The 15,934-nt window shown below is 66.1% G+C and carries 14 protein-coding genes and 1 tRNA gene; 2 read left to right on the top strand and 13 right to left on the bottom strand.

Annotation, left to right across the window (positions count from 1 at the left end; genetic code table 11):
* Positions 1 to 50: 50 nt before the first annotated feature.
* Entirely contained in the window at positions 51 to 413 is a 363-nt protein-coding gene (locus I3J27_RS21040; protein ID WP_270160351.1) for a hypothetical protein, read from the bottom strand.
* A gap of 445 nt (positions 414 to 858) precedes the next feature.
* Here I3J27_RS21040 and I3J27_RS21035 point away from each other — a divergent pair, with 445 nt between their 5' ends.
* Complete coding sequence (locus I3J27_RS21035; protein WP_270160350.1) at positions 859 to 1,722, top strand: class I SAM-dependent methyltransferase; 864 nt, start codon at positions 859 to 861, stop codon at positions 1,720 to 1,722.
* Positions 1,723 to 1,937: 215 nt separating this feature from the next.
* Here I3J27_RS21035 and I3J27_RS21030 read toward each other — a convergent pair whose 3' ends face one another.
* Genes I3J27_RS21030 through I3J27_RS21010 form a run of 5 tightly spaced genes read right to left on the bottom strand, consistent with a single transcriptional unit; the run spans position 1,938 to position 8,792 of the window.
* Positions 1,938 to 2,918: a cation diffusion facilitator family transporter gene (locus I3J27_RS21030; protein WP_270160349.1), complete on the bottom strand. Its 981-nt coding sequence runs from the start codon at positions 2,916 to 2,918 to the stop codon at positions 1,938 to 1,940.
* Between the two features lie 2 nt (positions 2,919 to 2,920).
* A complete protein-coding gene (locus I3J27_RS21025; protein ID WP_270160348.1) occupies positions 2,921 to 6,133 on the bottom strand; it encodes an efflux RND transporter permease subunit in 3,213 nt (1,070 codons plus the stop codon).
* On the bottom strand, positions 6,126 to 7,100 hold the full coding sequence (gene ihpB / locus I3J27_RS21020) for a divalent metal ion exporter adaptor subunit IhpB (RefSeq protein WP_270160347.1): 975 nt from the start codon (positions 7,098 to 7,100) through the stop codon (positions 6,126 to 6,128). Before ihpB ends, I3J27_RS21025 begins: the two co-directional genes overlap by 8 nt.
* Positions 7,097 to 8,371, bottom strand: coding sequence for a divalent metal ion exporter subunit IhpA (gene ihpA / locus I3J27_RS21015; protein WP_270160346.1), 1,275 nt, complete (start codon positions 8,369 to 8,371; stop codon positions 7,097 to 7,099). The genes ihpB and ihpA overlap by 4 nt, the downstream gene beginning before the upstream one ends.
* Before the next feature lie 55 nt (positions 8,372 to 8,426).
* The gene (locus tag I3J27_RS21010; RefSeq protein WP_306416987.1) at positions 8,427 to 8,792 is read right to left on the bottom strand and encodes a hypothetical protein; all 366 of its coding nucleotides are present in this window, start codon (positions 8,790 to 8,792) and stop codon (positions 8,427 to 8,429) included.
* Between the two features lie 355 nt (positions 8,793 to 9,147).
* Here I3J27_RS21010 and I3J27_RS21005 point away from each other — a divergent pair, with 355 nt between their 5' ends.
* Positions 9,148 to 10,038, top strand: a complete 891-nt coding sequence (locus tag I3J27_RS21005) for a hypothetical protein (protein ID WP_270160345.1) — start codon at positions 9,148 to 9,150, stop codon at positions 10,036 to 10,038.
* Between the two features lie 21 nt (positions 10,039 to 10,059).
* On the opposite strand, the gene I3J27_RS21000 is transcribed toward I3J27_RS21005, so the two are convergent.
* From I3J27_RS21000 to I3J27_RS20970, 7 genes are all read right to left on the bottom strand, one after another.
* On the bottom strand, positions 10,060 to 10,872 hold the full coding sequence (locus I3J27_RS21000) for an alpha/beta fold hydrolase (RefSeq protein ID WP_270160344.1): 813 nt from the start codon (positions 10,870 to 10,872) through the stop codon (positions 10,060 to 10,062).
* A 7-nt stretch (positions 10,873 to 10,879) separates the two neighbouring features.
* Positions 10,880 to 12,130 carry a peptidase T gene (gene pepT, locus I3J27_RS20995; protein WP_270160343.1) on the bottom strand — a complete coding sequence of 417 codons (1,251 nt, stop codon included), beginning with the start codon at positions 12,128 to 12,130 and terminating at the stop codon, positions 10,880 to 10,882.
* Positions 12,131 to 12,216: 86 nt separating this feature from the next.
* The gene (locus I3J27_RS20990; protein ID WP_270160342.1) at positions 12,217 to 12,531 is read right to left on the bottom strand and encodes an HU family DNA-binding protein; all 315 of its coding nucleotides are present in this window, start codon (positions 12,529 to 12,531) and stop codon (positions 12,217 to 12,219) included.
* 205 nt (positions 12,532 to 12,736) lie between these two features.
* Positions 12,737 to 12,813: transfer RNA gene (locus I3J27_RS20985), tRNA-Asp, on the bottom strand.
* A gap of 161 nt (positions 12,814 to 12,974) precedes the next feature.
* Positions 12,975 to 13,178, bottom strand: coding sequence for a hypothetical protein (locus tag I3J27_RS20980; RefSeq protein ID WP_270160341.1), 204 nt, complete (start codon positions 13,176 to 13,178; stop codon positions 12,975 to 12,977).
* A gap of 143 nt (positions 13,179 to 13,321) precedes the next feature.
* Positions 13,322 to 14,614, bottom strand: a complete 1,293-nt coding sequence (locus I3J27_RS20975) for a spinster family MFS transporter (protein WP_306416986.1) — start codon at positions 14,612 to 14,614, stop codon at positions 13,322 to 13,324.
* A gap of 61 nt (positions 14,615 to 14,675) precedes the next feature.
* On the bottom strand, positions 14,676 to 15,866 hold the full coding sequence (locus tag I3J27_RS20970) for an aromatic ring-hydroxylating dioxygenase subunit alpha (RefSeq protein WP_270160339.1): 1,191 nt from the start codon (positions 15,864 to 15,866) through the stop codon (positions 14,676 to 14,678).
* Positions 15,867 to 15,934: the final 68 nt, after the last annotated feature.

The raw sequence follows: 15,934 nt of genomic DNA, 5'->3' as shown, positions 1-15,934 counted from the left end.
CGTGCTCGCCGCCTCTGCGTAGCGCCTCGGCCTGGAACTCCTGCCTGATCTCAGGCTGTCTTGGTGAACATCGTCAGCACGCCATCGGCGATGTTGATCGCGACGACTTGTGCCGAACTCAAGCCCTTGGACTTGAGGACTGAGGCTGCCTGCGGCGTGGCGTCGATGGACTGCCGGAGCGTCTGGATGTCCTTGTCGCTTGTCTGCGCCACGATTTCATCGACTTTCGCGCGCACCGCCGGCTGCAACTCCTTGACGTCGACAATCTGTATGCTCCGGATCACCGTGCTGGACTCAGCGGACGGAGACTCCGCGCCCGGTTGCGACGATGCCCCCTGTGCCTGCACGAGGGCCGGTGCTCCCAGGGAGAGAGCTGCAACGAGGACGGATGCCGTGAATCTGCGCATGGTCATGCCTTTTCCAGTTTGAGGAATGGCGAAACGTATCGACCAAATCTGGTTGGCATCTGATTCTGATGTGGCCGTCAGGTGAAACCAATGCGGCCGCAATGCGTGCAGGCGAGACGCGCTGCGCCGGGGCGCCCGGGCAAAGAACCGCTGTGTGAAGAATGTCACATGCGCCCGCGCCGGAATGAGCCAATGTCCGCCCGCAAGTCACAACGGAGGGTTGGCCAATGTGTGCTCTGCTGAATCTCATCTATCGCCATTGCTGCCGGGCGTGTCTGCGCGAAGCGCGACGCATGAGCCAGGGCGGTTCGAGCATCGCAATCTGGTAATTCCAGAAGGAGAGCGGCGCTCCAGGAAAGGGTGCGCCGGCCATCCCGACGTGATATCGCCGCTGTGCGGTCGCAGAACCGCGACGGAACGCATCGCGCGGATCGGAATGACCGGGGACACCATGCAACAACAGCCAAGCGGACACGAGCAAAACGCCGACCAGATCGCCTATTGGAACGGACCGAGCGGACAGCGCTGGGCCGATCGCCATGCGGCGCAGGAGAGCCTGCTCGGCCCCATCGCCGACGCGCTGATCGACCGCGCCAGGCCGAAGCCGGGCGAGCGGGTTCTCGATGTCGGCTGCGGCTCTGGCGCAACGACCTTCGCGTTCGCCAAGGCGGTGGCGCCCGATGGCTTTGCGCTCGGCCTCGATGTGTCCGAGCCGATGCTGTCGCAGGCGCGCGCGTTTGCGCCAAAAGGCCTGCCGCTCGATTTCGTGCTGGCCGATGCGACGGTGCATCCGTTCGAGCCGGCGAGCTTTGATCTGCTCGCCTCGCGCTTCGGCGTGATGTTCTTCGCCGATCCGGTCGCGTCGTTCGCAAATCTCCGTCGCGCACTGAAGCCATCGGGACGGCTCGCCTTCGCCTGCTGGCGCGAGCCGAAGGAAAATCCGTGGATGATGGCGCCGCTGATGGCGGTCTACAAACACGTTCCCAAAATGCCGCCGGTCGGGCCGGAGGAGCCGGGCCCGTTCGCCTTCGCCTCGGAGGAGCGCGTGACACGCATCCTGAAGGGCGCAGGCTTCGCCGACGTGGCGATGGAGCCGCACAATCTTCCGATGGATGTCGCCATCGGCGGCGGGCTCGATGCCGCCGTCGACGGCGCGCTCCAGATCGGCCCGGCCAGCCGCGCGCTGCAGGGTCATCCGCCGGAGACATATGCTGCCGCCAAAGCTTCGATCCGCGAGATGCTCACCCCGTTCCTGAAGGGGCAGAGCGTGGCGTTGCAGGGCGCGATCTGGATCGTGACGGCGAAGGCGGGGTAGGCGCTGCTCAACGTCACTGTGGTGTACGTCGCAGCCACACACTCGGTGTCGTCCCCGCGAACGCGGGGACCCATAACCCCAGGGAGAAGTTGTGGTACGAGACTGCTAACTACGAGTCTTCGTCAAATTGCTCCCTGTGGTTATGGGTCCCGGATCTTCGCTCCGCTTCGCTGCGCTTGTCCGGGACGACAGCGGAGTTTGAGGCCGCAACGCCCTCACACCACATCATCCGGCGCCAGCGCGCAGCCATTGTCCGGATGCGTCTCGACCTGGAGCGTGGTGTGGCCGATACGGAAGGTCGTCTTCAGCATCTGCGCGGTCTCCGTCAGGAATGCATCGCTGCTGCCCGCGGGCATGACGAGGTGACATGTCAGCGCCGTCTCGGTCGTGGAGATCGGCCAGACGTGGAGGTCGTGGATCCCTGAGACCCCGGGACGCGCCAGCAGGAACGCCTTGATCGCGGCGAGGTCGGTGCCCTTGGGCACTGCTGCCATCGACATGTCGATGGAGCCGCGCAGCAGGCTGGTGGTGCTCCAGAGGATGGTTAAGCAGATGACGAGGCTGGTGACGGGATCGAGCCAGAGCCAGCCGGTCCAGATGATCAGCGCCGCCGAGACCACGACGCCGAGCGAGACCGCGGCATCGGCCGCCATGTGCAGGTACGCGCCCTCGATGTTGATGTCGTCCTTGCGGCCGCTCGCGAACAGCATCGCGGTAAAACCGTTGATGAGGATGCCGATGCCGGCGACCACCATCACGGTGACGCCGGCGACCGGCTCCGGCTCGCGCAGGCGCAGGATCGCCTCCCAGCCGATCGCTCCGGTTGCGACCAGCAGGAAGACGGCGTTCGCCAGCGCAGCCAGAATGGTGGAGGCGCGAAAACCATAGGTGAAGCGGCCGCTCGGCGCGCGCCGCGCCGCGATCGAGGCGCCCCAGGCGACGACGAGGCCGAGCACGTCGGACAGATTGTGGCCGGCGTCGGCGAGCAGGGCGGTGGAGTTGCCGAGATAGCCGTAGACGGCTTCGGCGACCACCAGCGCGGTGTTGAGCGTGATGCCGATCGCGAACGCTTTGCCGAAATTGGCGGGTGCGTGGACATGCGCATGACCATGCCCGTGGCTGTGGTCATGGCCATGATCATGCGCGCGATCGCCGTGATCGTGGTGGTCATGACCGTGATGGTCGTGGCTGCCCAATTCTAGCGCTCCCCGGACGCTGCCAAATCAGGCGCCATTGTAGGCGTTTCGTTTGCCACGTCACGGCGGAACAGCACGTAGAGCGCCGGCAGCACCAGCAGCGTCAGCACCGTCGAGGAGATGATGCCGCCGATCACCACGGTCGCGAGCGGCCGCTGCACCTCGGCGCCGGCACCGGTGGCGAGCGCCATCGGCACGAAGCCGAGGGAGGCGACCAGCGCGGTCATCAGCACCGGCCGCAGCCGCGTCAGCGCGCCCTCGTGCACGGCCTCCGCAACAGATCGCCCCTCGCTGCGCAGCCGCTCGATGAAGGCGATGATGACGAGGCCGTTGAGCACGGCGACGCCGGACAGCGCGATGAAGCCGACGCCGGCGCTGATCGACAACGGAATACCGCGCAGCAGGAGCGCCGCGATGCCGCCGGTCAGGGCCAGCGGCACGCCGGAGAACACCAGCGCCGCATCCGCCATCGATCCCATGCCCATGAACAGCAGCAAGAACACCAGCAGCAGCGCCACCGGCACCACGATCGTCAGCCGCTTGGTCGCGGAGACCAGCTGCTCGAACTGTCCACCCCAGCCGATCCAGTAGCCCGGCGGCAGCTTGACCTTCTCGGCGACGGCAGCTTCCGCCTCGCTCACGAAGGAGCCGAGATCGCGCGCCCGGACATTGGTGGTGACGACGATGCGCCGCTTGCCGTTCTCGCGGCTGATCTGGTTGGGGCCGGGTGTCGCATCGACGGTCGCGACCGACGACAGCGGCACATAGCGCATCTGGGCGAGGGGGGAGCCGGCCAGCGCCGTGCGGATCGGCGCGCTGGCGTCCTCGCTCGGCGGCAGCGGGATCGGGATGGCCCGGATCGCGTCGAGATTGCCGCGCAGGTGCTCCGGCAGGCGGACGACGATGTCGAAGCGGCGGTCGCCCTCGAACAGCTTGCCGGCTGACTTGCCGCCGACCGCGATCTCGACGATGCCCTGCACCTCGCCGACGCTGAGGCCGTAGCGCGCAAGCGCCTGGCGGTCGAGGCGGACGGTGAGGATCGGCAGGCCCGAGACCTGCTCGATCTTGACGTCGCTGGCGCCGCGGATGCCGCGGATCGCGGCCTCGACCTGCCTGGCCGCGCCCTGGAGGATGTCGAGGTCGTCGCCGAACACCTTGATGCCGACGTCGCTGCGCACGCCCGAGATCAGCTCGTTGACGCGAAACTGGACCGGCTGGGAGAGTTCATAGGCGCTGCCGGGAATGTCGTCGGCGGCCTTGTCGATGGCCTCGATCACCTCCGATTTCGGCCTATCCGGGTCGGGCCATTCGGCGCGCGGCTTCAGCATGATGTAGCCGTCGGTCTGCGCCGGCGACATCGGATCGGTCGCGACCTCGGCGGTGCCGATGCGGGTGAAGAACTCCTTCACCTCCGGAATCTGCGTGATGCGCTTTTCCAGCGCCTTCTGGAGATCCAGCGACTGGGAGAGGCTGGTGCCGGGAATCCGGATCGAGGCCAGCGCGACGTCGCCTTCGTCGAGGCTCGGAATGAACTCGCCGCCCATGCGCGACGCCGCGATGCCGCTCGCAACCACGATGACGGCAGCCATGATGGCGACCGCGCCGCGGTTGTCGATGGCAAAGCGTAGCAGGGGAAGATAGGCGCGCTTCGCCATCCGCATGAACAGGTTTTCGTGTTCCGACACCTTGCCGGTGACGAAGATAGCGACCGCCGCCGGCACGAAGGTGATGGAGAACAGGACGGCGGCGCCCAGCGCCATCAGCACGGTCAGCGCCATCGGCGTGAACATCTTGCCTTCGACGCCGGTCAGCGTCAGCACGGGCAGGTAGACCACCGCGATGATCAGCGTTCCGAACAGGCTCGGCTTGATGACCTCGCTCGATCCGCGCAGGATCGCGCGCAGCCGTTCGGAGAGGGTGAGTAGCCCGCCTTTCTCGCGCTGGGCCACGGCAAGCATGCGCAGGCAGTTCTCGACGATGATCACGGCGCCGTCGACGATGATGCCGAAGTCGATCGCGCCGAGGCTCATCAGATTGGCGCTGACCTTGGTCTCCACCATGCCGGTGATGGTCATGGCCATGGACAGCGGAATGACGCAGGCCACCACGAGAGCGGCGCGGATGTTGCCGAGGATCAGGAACAGCACGGCCACGACCAGGGCGGCGCCTTCCAGCAGGTTGTTCTCGACCGTGCGGATGGTGGCTTCGACCAGATCGGTGCGGTCGTAGACCGTCCGCGTCACGACGCCGTCGGGCAGCGATTTGGCAATGTCCTCGAGGCGGGCCGCGACACGGCGCGCCACCGTGCGGCTGTTCTCGCCGATCAGCAGCATGGCGGTGCCGAGCACGGTTTCCTCGCCGTCGCGCGTCGCCGCTCCCGTGCGCAGGTCACGGCCTTCGGTGACGGTGGCGACATCCCGGATCCTGACGGGATTGCCGCCGCGCGAGCCGATCACGATATCCTGGATCTCACTGAGGTTGCCGACCTGGCCCGGCGAGCGAACCAGATATTGCTCGCCGTTGCGCTCGATATAGCCGGCGCCGACATTGGCGTTGTTGGCGGCGAGCGCCGTCATGACGTCGCGGAAGCCGAGCCGGTAGGCCATCAGCTTGCCGGGATCGGGCAGCACGTGGAATTGGCGCTCGAAGCCGCCGATCGTGTTGACCTCGATCACGCCCGGGACGTTGCGAAGCTGCGGCCGGATGATCCAGTCCTGCACGGTGCGCAGGTCCGTCAGCGAATAGTCACGGCCGGCTTGCGTCTTCGCGCCCGCCTTGGCCTCGACGGTGTACATGAAGATTTCGCCGAGCCCGGTCGAGACCGGACCCATCGCGACCTCGACGCCGGCCGGAAGCTGGTCCTTCACCTGCTGGATGCGCTCACCCACGAGCTGGCGGGCGAAGTAGATGTCGGTGCCGTCCTTGAACACGACCGTCACCTGGCTGAGGCCATAGCGCGACAGCGAGCGGGTGTAGTCGAGCTTGGGCAGGCCGCCCATCGCGGTCTCGACGGGGAAGGTGATGCGCTGCTCGGTCTCCAGCGGCGAGTAGCCGGGCACACGGGTGTTGATCTGGACCTGGACATTGGTGATGTCAGGGACGGCATCGATCGGAAGCCGCTGGAAATTCCACGCCCCGAGCGCGACGGCGCCGAGCGCGAGGACGAGCACCAGCCAGCGTTGCTGCAGCGAGACGGCGATGAGACGCTCAATCATGCTCGGCCTCGCCCTTGCCCATCTCCGCCTTCACGACGAAGCTGTTCTCCGCGACGTAATGCTCGCCGGCGGAAAGACCCGCCTTGATCTCGACATGGCGCGGATCGGAATCCCCGAGCTCGACGGGACGCGCCTCGATCTTGTCACCGTCCTCGCGCACGAACACGATGGTCCTGTTCTCCAGCGTCTGGATCGCGCTCTTGCGCACCGCAACCGCGACGTTGCGTGCGGCGAGGATCAGCCGCGCGGTGACGAACAGGCCGGGGCGCAAGCGCCCGTCGGGATTGGGCAGCACCACGCGCGCCAGCGCGGTCTGGGTCTCGCTCGAGCCGATCGGCGCCATGTAGGAGATCGTGCCCTTGATCTCGCCGCGGCCGTCGTCGGGATCGATCAGCACCTCGTCGTTGAGGCGCACGCGCCGGAGGTCCTGCCGGTAGATCGACAGATCCACCCAGATGGTCGAGAGGTCGGCGACGACGAAGGCCGGCTTCTGCTCGGAAGCGTATTCGCCGAGCGAGATCTGCCGCTCGATGATGGTGCCGGCGATCGGGGCCTTGAGCTCGTAGATGGTGAGGCTCTGGTTGCTCTCGATCGCGGCCAGCAGATCGTCCTTGCCGACCTTGTCGCCGATGCGCTTCAGGATCGATTTTGCGAGGCCCGGAAAGCGCGGCGTCACCTGCACCACGGCCTCCTGGTTGGCGCGCAGGATGCCGTTGAACGACAGCGTGTCGGTCAGCGTGGCGCTCGCGGCCTCCGCCAGCACCACGCCGGCGGCCGCGAGCTTGACGTCGGAGATGCGGATGCGGTCGGCGCCGTGCTCGTCCTGCTCGACATGGTCGTTCGGCTTCTTCTCGGAATGCTCGGCATGCTCGGTGTGCGTGACCTTGGCCGGCGCGAGCAGGGACGTGCCGTAGGCGCCGAGCGCGGCGGCAACGATGGCAATGAGGATGGTGGAGGATGTCTTCATCGTGCACTCTCCCGGGCCAGCGTGAAGGGATTGCCGACGAGGCCTTCGATGGTGGCCACCCCCGCATGGAAGTTCTGGAGCGCCTCCTGCTCGCGCAGGCGGGCCTGGGTGACGCTCGCCTGGGCGTCGAGCACTTCGAGCAGGGTGAAGCGGCCCTGGCCGTAGCCCTGTGCGATCGCTTCCGATGCTTCCGTCGCCTTGGGAATCGCGGTCTCGCGCAGCACCGCGAGTTCGCGCAGCGAGCCCTGGAGCGAGTCGTAGGCGCGCCCCGCAACCACGATCAGTGTGTTGCGGTTGGCCTCGCGCTCGGCCCTGGTCTTGGCGAGGCTTTCCTGCGCCGAGAGGATGTTGCCCTGGTTCTGGTCGAACACCGGGATCGGGACCGAGACGGTCAGGCGCGCGGCGTCGTCATTTGTCTCGTTGAAGTGACGCCAGCCGGCCGCGATCCGTACGTCCGGATAGGGCCGGAGGCGCGCCATAAGCAGCTCGGCATTGCGCTGGGCATAGATGGCGGTCCAGCGCACCAGCTGCGGATTGGCATCGATGGCGGCGACGACCGACTGGAACGTCGGCGTCCGTCCGGTCGTGTCGAGCCGGCCGGAGACCTCGCCAAATTTTGCCGCGGGATCGCCCATCAGCACGGCAAGCTCGCGGCGGGCGCTCGCCAGCGTCGCTTTGAAACGCTCGCGGTCGGCCTTCACCAGCGCGGATGCGACCTCGGCACGGCCGGTCTCGGCCGGCGAGGAGGCGCCGGCCTCGACGCGGCGGCGCAAGAGCGGCGTCAGCCGGTCGATCGCGGCGATCTGCTCGTCCAGGATCTGGATGCGCCGCTGCGCGCTGAGCACGCTGAGAAAGGCGATCGCCGTCTCCGACAGCACCTCGAGCCTGACGGCCTTGCGCTGGATCGCGGCGACCTCGATGCCGGCCGCGCCCGCGGCGATCCGCGCATCGCGCTTGCCGAACAGCTCGAAGGCCTGGCTGATCTGAACCGTGGTCTCGGCCGATCGCGTGCCGCGATAATTGCCGGAGCCGAACGAATTGTCCTGCTCATAGGACAGTTCCGGATTGAGCAGGGCGCCGGCCTGGATGCGCTGACCGGTGGCGATGCCGACATCGCGCTCCGCCGCGGTCAGGCGCGGGCTCGCGGCCAGCGCGCGCGACAGCGCCGCGCGCATGGTCAGGCTCTGGGCGTGCGCCTGCTGCGTCAGCGAGGGGCCAACGAAAATCGCCAACGCGCATGCGAGGCGCGCGGCAGTCCGTCTGCAAGACATGAAGATGACCTGTGAACAATAGCATCGTGGGTGCACGGGCACCCGGCTGATCGGTTCAGGTCAGATCTTTGGGAGGCGGGGACGTCGTGTCGGGCGCGATGCCGTCGAGCGTCGGCTGCTGCTGCGGGACCGGTGCGGCAAGGATGTCGGCGATAGTTTCGGACAGCACCGGCTGCGCGACAGCGACCGAAAAACAACCATGGCAATGATGGCCGCCGGGGGCCTTGTGATGGCCGTGGTCGGCGGACCCGTCGTCGAGGATCAACGAAATCTCCGAGCCGCCGGAGGGGCTGGTGACGTCGATGTCGTGCGCGCCATGGAGCAGGCCCGACAGCAGGTACATGGTTGCCACCAGCGCAGCCACCAGCCCGCGCCAGTTGCGCGAGACGCGAATTCTGCTGGGGTGGCGGATCGAAGTCACGAGGTCTCCTGATCCGCCTGCGGTAGCATGGCGGCGGGAACAGTGTCGACCCGCAATAGTGTTACGTGTGGGGAACTCAACGTCGCAGTCGGACACGAAAAGGCCCCAGCCCGGGCTAACCGGCTGAGGCCTTCGTGCTCACAATCTTCACCCTTGGGACTTGGGGAGACAATTCGCATCCTGCGGGTTCGTTCCGTTCGGCCGCCGAAATAGGAACGTTCCGCCGTCTGCCTCATTAGCGCGCAGGAGAACATTGAGGAGGACGGACTATGAACGGACTGATCTATCTCGTCGGCTTGATCGTCGTGATCATGGCGATCTTGTCGTTGTTCGGCCTGCGTTGAGAGAGCTGAACATGGCCATCGAAGCTCTCGTGCAGGAAGACGTCATTGAAAGTCGGGTGCAGGCGGGCGAGGACCGCTGGGGCGTTCAATGGAGTTCGATCGTCGCAGGCGCATTCGCTGCCGCGGCGTTGTCCTTCATCTTGATAAGCTTTGGCGTCGCCATTGGGCTCGGCGTCAGCTCAACCTCGCCGACATGGCGCGACGCATCAGCGGCACTGGCACTGCTTTCGGGATTGTATTTGATCCTTCAGGCCGCCGCGAGTTTCAGCCTCGGCGGCTACATTGCGGGTCGCATCAGGCGGCCTGCCGTCTCGCCTGCGGGCATGGACGACGAGGGCGAGCGTCGGGACGGTCTCCATGGTCTGATGTCATGGGCGTTGGCCGTGCTGATCGGCGGCGCCTTCCTCGCGCTTCTCGGTGCGGCTGCGATCGATCGCTCGCCGGCCCGGACTTCGACCGGCGCAGCGACTGCGGCAGAACCGATGCTGAGCTATGAACTGGACAAGCTGTTCCGCGCGCCGAGGCGACCTCCCACCGACCTGAGGGAAACCCGCGCGGAAGCCGGGCGCATCCTGATGACGTCGTCGAGCCACAGCGGCGTCAGCACTGACGATCGCGCCTATCTGGTGCAACAGGTCGCAGCGCTGACCGGATTGCCGGCGCCGGACTCCGAGCGTCGGGTCGATGCCGTGATTGCGGACTCCCGCACGGCGATCAACCGCGCGCGACGCAGCTCGATCATCCTCGCCTTCTCGGTTGCAGCCGCAACCCTGATTGGAGCGGTGGTGGCCTGGGCTGCCGCTGCTGCAGGCGGCCGGCACCGCGACGGCGAGCCTCTGCCGGACTGGATGACAAGTTCGGACCGCTTCCATCGCGGCCGGCGCGCGATGCCGGTGCCGTAGTCCGATCAGGCGTGGGCTCAGCTATCTGTTTGAGGCACATCGGCGGACGAACTCGGCGATCAGCGTCGAGATCTCCGCCGGGCGTTCCAGGTTCGGGAGATGGGCCACATCGGGCATTTCGTGACCTTGCGCTCCCGGGACCGAAGCGACGAGCTGGCGACAGCGGTCCTGAACGTAGGGAAAATCGAGACCGCCCCATATGACCAGCGTTGGCACCGAGATTTCGTGGAGACGGTGGAAGAACGGCTTGATGTCCACGTCCGATCCGAACGGCGGTGAACGAAGCGCGATGCTGTTCATATCCAGCAGCAGGTCACGCGCGGGGCCGGTCACGCGACCTTCGGCCGCCAGCGGTCCGTCCAGCCAGAGCCTGGCTTTCATCGCGTTCAGCCGTCCGAGGTCGCCGGAGGCCTCCGCCTCCTTCGACTGCATCATCAATGTCTCGATCTCGGGAGAATAGACCGGGTCGGGCGCGCCCGCGACATTGGGAGCGATCAGAACGAGCGCGCGGACACGCGACGGGTGCCGCAATGCGGCATCGAGCGCGATGCGGCCGCCGAGGGAGCAGCCAACGAGGATCGCGGGCTTGCCGTCCGCGGTCGCCTCCAGCACTGCGACGAGATCTGCGAGCGCAGAAAAGTCCTCCGGCTCGGCGCGCGTTTCGCCAAAGCCGCGTCGGTCGTACGCGACCGCCCTGTGGGTGGCAGCCATTCCATCCAATTGGGCGCGCCACATGCGCCGGTCGCACACATTGGCATGAAGGAAGACGACAGCCGAGCCGTCGCCTGAAACTTCTGTCGCAAGCCTGGCGCGACCGGACGCGATGTATTGCATGATCGCGCTAGGCCTTCTCCTCCCAGATCATCGCGAGATGCACGATGGTCTGCACCGCCTTTTCCATGTCCTGCCGGCTGACCCATTCCAGGCGCGAGTGGAACGCGTGCTCGCCCGCAAAAATATTGGGGCAGGGCAGGCCCATGAAGGACAGGCGCGAGCCGTCGGTGCCGCCGCGGATCGCGGTGCGCATCGGGCGCAGGCCGGCGCGGCGGATCGCCTCGATGGCGTATTCGAGCACGTGCGGGTGACGGTCGATCACCTGCTTCATGTTGCGGTACTGCTCCCTGACTTCGAACTTGTAGGTCGAGCGCGGATAGTCCTTCATCACATCCTTGACGATGCCCTCGAGCAGGTCCTCTTTCTCCCTCAAGCCTTCCTCGGTGAAGTCGCGGACGATGAAAGAGAGTGTTGCCTGCTCCAGCGCGCCCTCGATACCGATCGGATGCAGGAAGCCCTGCTTGCCCGAAGTCGTCTCCGGCGAGCAGCCTTCTCTGGGCAGACGCTCGACGATGGCGGCCGCGATCTTGACCGCGTGCTCCATCTTGCCCTTGGCATAGCCGGGATGGGCGCTGACGCCGGTGATGGTGATGGTGGCGCCGTCGGCCGAGAAGGTCTCGTCCTCGACGCAGCCCGCGCTTTCGCCGTCCATGGTGTAGCCGAAGTCGGCCCCGAGCTTCTTCAGATCGACATTGTCGACGCCGCGGCCAATCTCTTCGTCCGGCGTGAACAGGATCTTGATGGTGCCGTGCTTCACGTCGGGGTTGTTGATGAAGAAATACGCGGCATCCATGATCTCGGCGACGCCGGCCTTGTTGTCGGCGCCCAGCAGCGTGGTGCCGTCGGTGGTGATGATGTCGTTGCCGATCTGGTTCTTCAGCGCTGGATGCTCCGTGAAGCGGATCACCTGGCTGGTATCGCCCGGCAGCACGATGTCGCCGCCGCGATAGTTCGTCACGACCTGCGGCTTGACGGCCTTGCCGGTCACGTCGGGCGAGGTGTCCATGTGCGAGCAGAAGCAGATCACCGGCACCTTCTTGTCGGTGTTGGCCGGGATCGTTCCGTAGACGTAGCCGTAATCGTCGAGATGGGCGTCCGCCACGCCGATGTCCCTGAGCTCGGCGGCAAGCACGCGGCCGAGGTCCTTCTGCTTCTCGGTCGAGGGCGAGCTGGGGGATTCCGGATCGGACTGGGTGTCGATGGTGACGTAGCGCAGGAAGCGCTCGGTCACGGTGTGCGAAAAGGTGAGGGAGGACATTTCTGGTCAAACCGCCGGGGTCAGGGGAGAGAGGCGGTATATCAGAAAAGCAGGCCTTGATGCGGCCGGATCAGGCTTAAGCTTGTTTAGATCGCCTCTTTCAGTTCCTTGACCGGGTGGAAGGTGACCTTCTTGCTGGCCTTGATGTGGATCGGCTCGCCGGTGGCCGGGTTGCGGCCGGTGCGGGCGGCGCGCTTGCGGACCTGGAGGATGCCGAGCCCGACGATGCGGACGCGATCGCCCTTCTTCAGGTGCTTGGTGATCAGGTCGACCATGTCGGTGAGAACGGCCTCGGCGCGCTTCTTCGACAGGTCCTGGCTCTCCGCAATATCTGCGGCGAGGTGCTTGAGCGTGATGGTCGCGGCCGCGGCTGCCTTCTTGGCCGAATCCTTCTTAGCCATGTCTGGCCTCCTCCAATGTTCAATGGCAGGGAACCCCCTGAAAAGCTGAGAGAACGTGGGGATTCTCTAAGACCGGAAGGCCTAGACGATTCGGGCGCGGGCTGACTATGGCGCGGGCTCTGCCGGACGAAGGCCGCCGATCGCCCGCGCAAGCACGAAAGGCGTCGAGAAGTTCGGGCTAAGGCTATGAAAGGATTGCCAAAAATGGCGCGAGAGACGGGGCTCGAACCCGCGACCTCCGGCGTGACAGGCCGGCGCTCTAACCAACTGAGCTACTCCCGCGTGGTTCGCTGAACGCGCGCGGAACGAGGGGGGAATTAAAGGCGGGACTGGGTGAAGTCAAGGACGTTGCGCTGCGCCGGTCAATCTCGGCTAAGCATTGCTCTGGAAAACGAAAATGGCCGCCCGGAGGCGGCCATCGGTCCAGCCCGGAAGAGTGCGCCTCAGCGAATCTGGGACGCACCCGCGCTGGTCACCACGACCGGCTTGCCGGCCTTGATCACGTGGGTGGATTGGGCGGTCTGGCTGTAATCGGCATTGGTGCGGGCTGCGATCCCGAAGGCGGCCACGGCAATACCGGCCACCAGCGCCACCACTACGATCTTCAGGTGGGTCGCACGATCAACAGAGTGAATGGAGTGGTTCATATGAGCCTCCCGACGGGCTTTGCCGCCGTCTATGGGCTCTTGTTGTAAGGACCGTCTGTTTCCGGATGGTTTCGCGGGTTCCGCAAAATGGTTTCATCTCTACGCCCGGTTGGTTGCGCCGGGCTTGCCCCGCAGGACGGGGCTCAGGCCGCCCGGCCGATATCGTCCCGGATCGTGCGGGCCGCCCAGACGAACAGCAGGGCGCCGAGGACGGTGGTGACCGCCGCCGAGAGCAGGGAATAGCGCACGGCGTCCGCGCCGTAAGCGCCCTTCAGGGCGTCGTTGACGACGCCCACGGCGAGCGGGCCGACGCCCTGGCCGAAGCAGGTGGCGGTGAGCGCGATCAGCGCGGAGGCGAGCGCCCGCATGCTCGGCTTGGCGACCGTCTGCGCGATCGCGAAGATCGGCCCGAGATGGAAGCCGACCAGGAACGAGGTCAGCGCCAGCATGGCGACCATCATCGCAAAGTCCTGCGTCAGCATGCAGAGCGCGAACACCGGGCCGGCAAGGCCCGAGGTGATCGCGGGCGCCCACAGCTTCCAGCGGTCGTCGCGGCGGCCGATTTGCGCCACCACGAAGCCGCCGAGCAGGGTGCCGGCCATGCCCGCGAGCCCCTTGAAGGTGCCCGCATAGGTGCCGATCTCAGCGCTCGACAGGTGGTGCACGCGCGAGAGGAACGGCGGGATCCAGGCCGCGGTCGCGTAGTTCGTGTAGGTGGTGAGGCAGAAGCCGATCAGCACGATGACGAAGCTGCGCTGCGAGGCGAGGAAGCGCAGCGTCGGCCCCAGCGGCTCGGGCACGAAGCTCTCCTGCATCGCGCCGCGCTTCGGCTCTGTTATCGTCAGCCACAGGACCAATGCGAGCAGGATGCCGGGCAGGCCGGCGACATAGAACGCCATCCGCCAGCCATAGTGCTGGTTGACGTAGCCGCCGACGAAATAGCCGAGGAAGACGCCGAGATAGGTGCCGATGGCGTAGATACCGAGCGCGCGCGGGCGCTCGTTCTTGGCGAAGAGATCGGCGACGATCGACTGCGAGGCGGGCGAGCCTGCGGATTCGCCGATGCCGACACCGATGCGCGCCAGCGCCAGCGAGGTCACGCTCGAGGCCGCGCCGCACAGCGCCGTCATCGCGCTCCAGAACGCGAATGCGGCGGCGACGATGTTGCGCCGGTTGAGCCGGTCGGCGACGCGCGCGATGGGAATGCCGAGCAGGGAATAGAACAGCGCGAAGCCGAAGCCCGCGAGCAAGCCCATCATGGTATCGCTGAGTGCAAACTCCTTCTTGATCGGCTCGATCAGGACGTTGAAGATCGTGCGGTCGAGGAAGTTCAGCGCGTAGATGATCGTGAGCAGGCCGAGCACGTAATAGCGCCGCGGCGAGGGCTTTGCCGCGGTGGCCGTTTGCACCGACATCTGTGACGTCACATCGACCATCGCATCCCCCCAATTTGTCTTTGTTATCGTTGTCGGTCCAGCTCTTCGTGGGGCTGACAGGTCAGCCTTCGCGGATGTAGTTCCCCGCTTCGAATTCGACCGGCGGCGCGCCTTGATCGAACGAGACGCCGATCGGATCGCGACCCGCTTCCATCGCTTCCAGTTGCTCGCCCAGCATGCGCCGGATCATCAGGATGCCGCGGTCGCTCTGGCCGAAATGCTCCTCGGAGTGGATGGTCTGCGGGCCCTGGCCGACCTGGGCCTCGTAATCGCCCGGGAATTGCTGGTGCTCTTCCTCCGTCATGTCCCACCAGAATTTTCCGTTGAATTTCGAGCGCATGCGCCCGATGTCGCCTGTGTTCTTGACGCGGCCGGCGACGTAGATGCGGAAAGACGTGTCGTCGATCGGCAGGGTCCAGCCGATCGACTCGACGCGGGCAAACTGCGCCACGCGCGGGTTCGGCACGACACGCAAAGTGGGGAGGGCGGCCTCGGTGACGCGATAGAACACACGGCCGTCGCCCTGCCTGCGGATCGAGCGCACGGCGATGCCGCGCGGCGTCTTGTCGAATTTCACCTCCGGCATCGAGGCCATCATGTCGGTGAATTGCGGCCCCGAGAACGAGCCGTGCAGCACCGGCACGTGGTAGGGGTCGACCACGTTCTCGAAATGCTGGAGCCAGTTGCAGGGGATCACCGCAGGCCCGCCGCCGCCGATCGATGAATCGTCGGCCTCGACGAACTCGCCGTCGTCCATGTTTTCCAGGCACTCGTAAGCCGGCAGCACCGGGCGTTTCTCGGCCGGGCCCATATAGGCGAAGATCAGCCCGTAGCGCTCCTCGACCGGATACCAGGGCTGGCGCACCTTGTCCTTGAACTGGCCGCCGTCGGGCTCGCAGGGCTGCTCCAGGCAATGGCCCTCGGTGTCGAACTTCCAGCCGTGATAGCAGCAGCGGATGCCGTCCTCCTCGACCTTGCCATAGTAGAGCGTGGTGCCGCGATGGCAGCAGCGCGCGTGCAGCAGGCCGACGCGGCCGTGCCTGTCGCGGAACAGCACCAGATCTTCGCCGAGCGCGCGCACCTTCTTCGGCGTGTCACTGGCGTCGCTGACAAGCCCGACCGGATGCCAGTAGCGGCGCAGCAGCTCGCCCATCGGCGTGCCGCGCACGACCGAGGTGAGCTCGGTGCGCGTGCTCGCCGGCTTCATTGCATAGGCGGTGCCGAGATCGCGATCCCGCTGGGTCATGGTCATGCTGTTCCTCCCGCGCCGCAGGCCTTGGATGGCCGGTCATCTTCGCGTGTCGGGTCAGTCAAAAGCAG

The organism is Bradyrhizobium xenonodulans (assembly GCF_027594865.1).
Lineage (GTDB): Bacteria > Pseudomonadota > Alphaproteobacteria > Rhizobiales > Xanthobacteraceae > Bradyrhizobium > Bradyrhizobium xenonodulans.
Note: the sequence above shows the minus strand (reverse complement) of the source record. Positions and strands in the feature narration are given on the sequence as shown.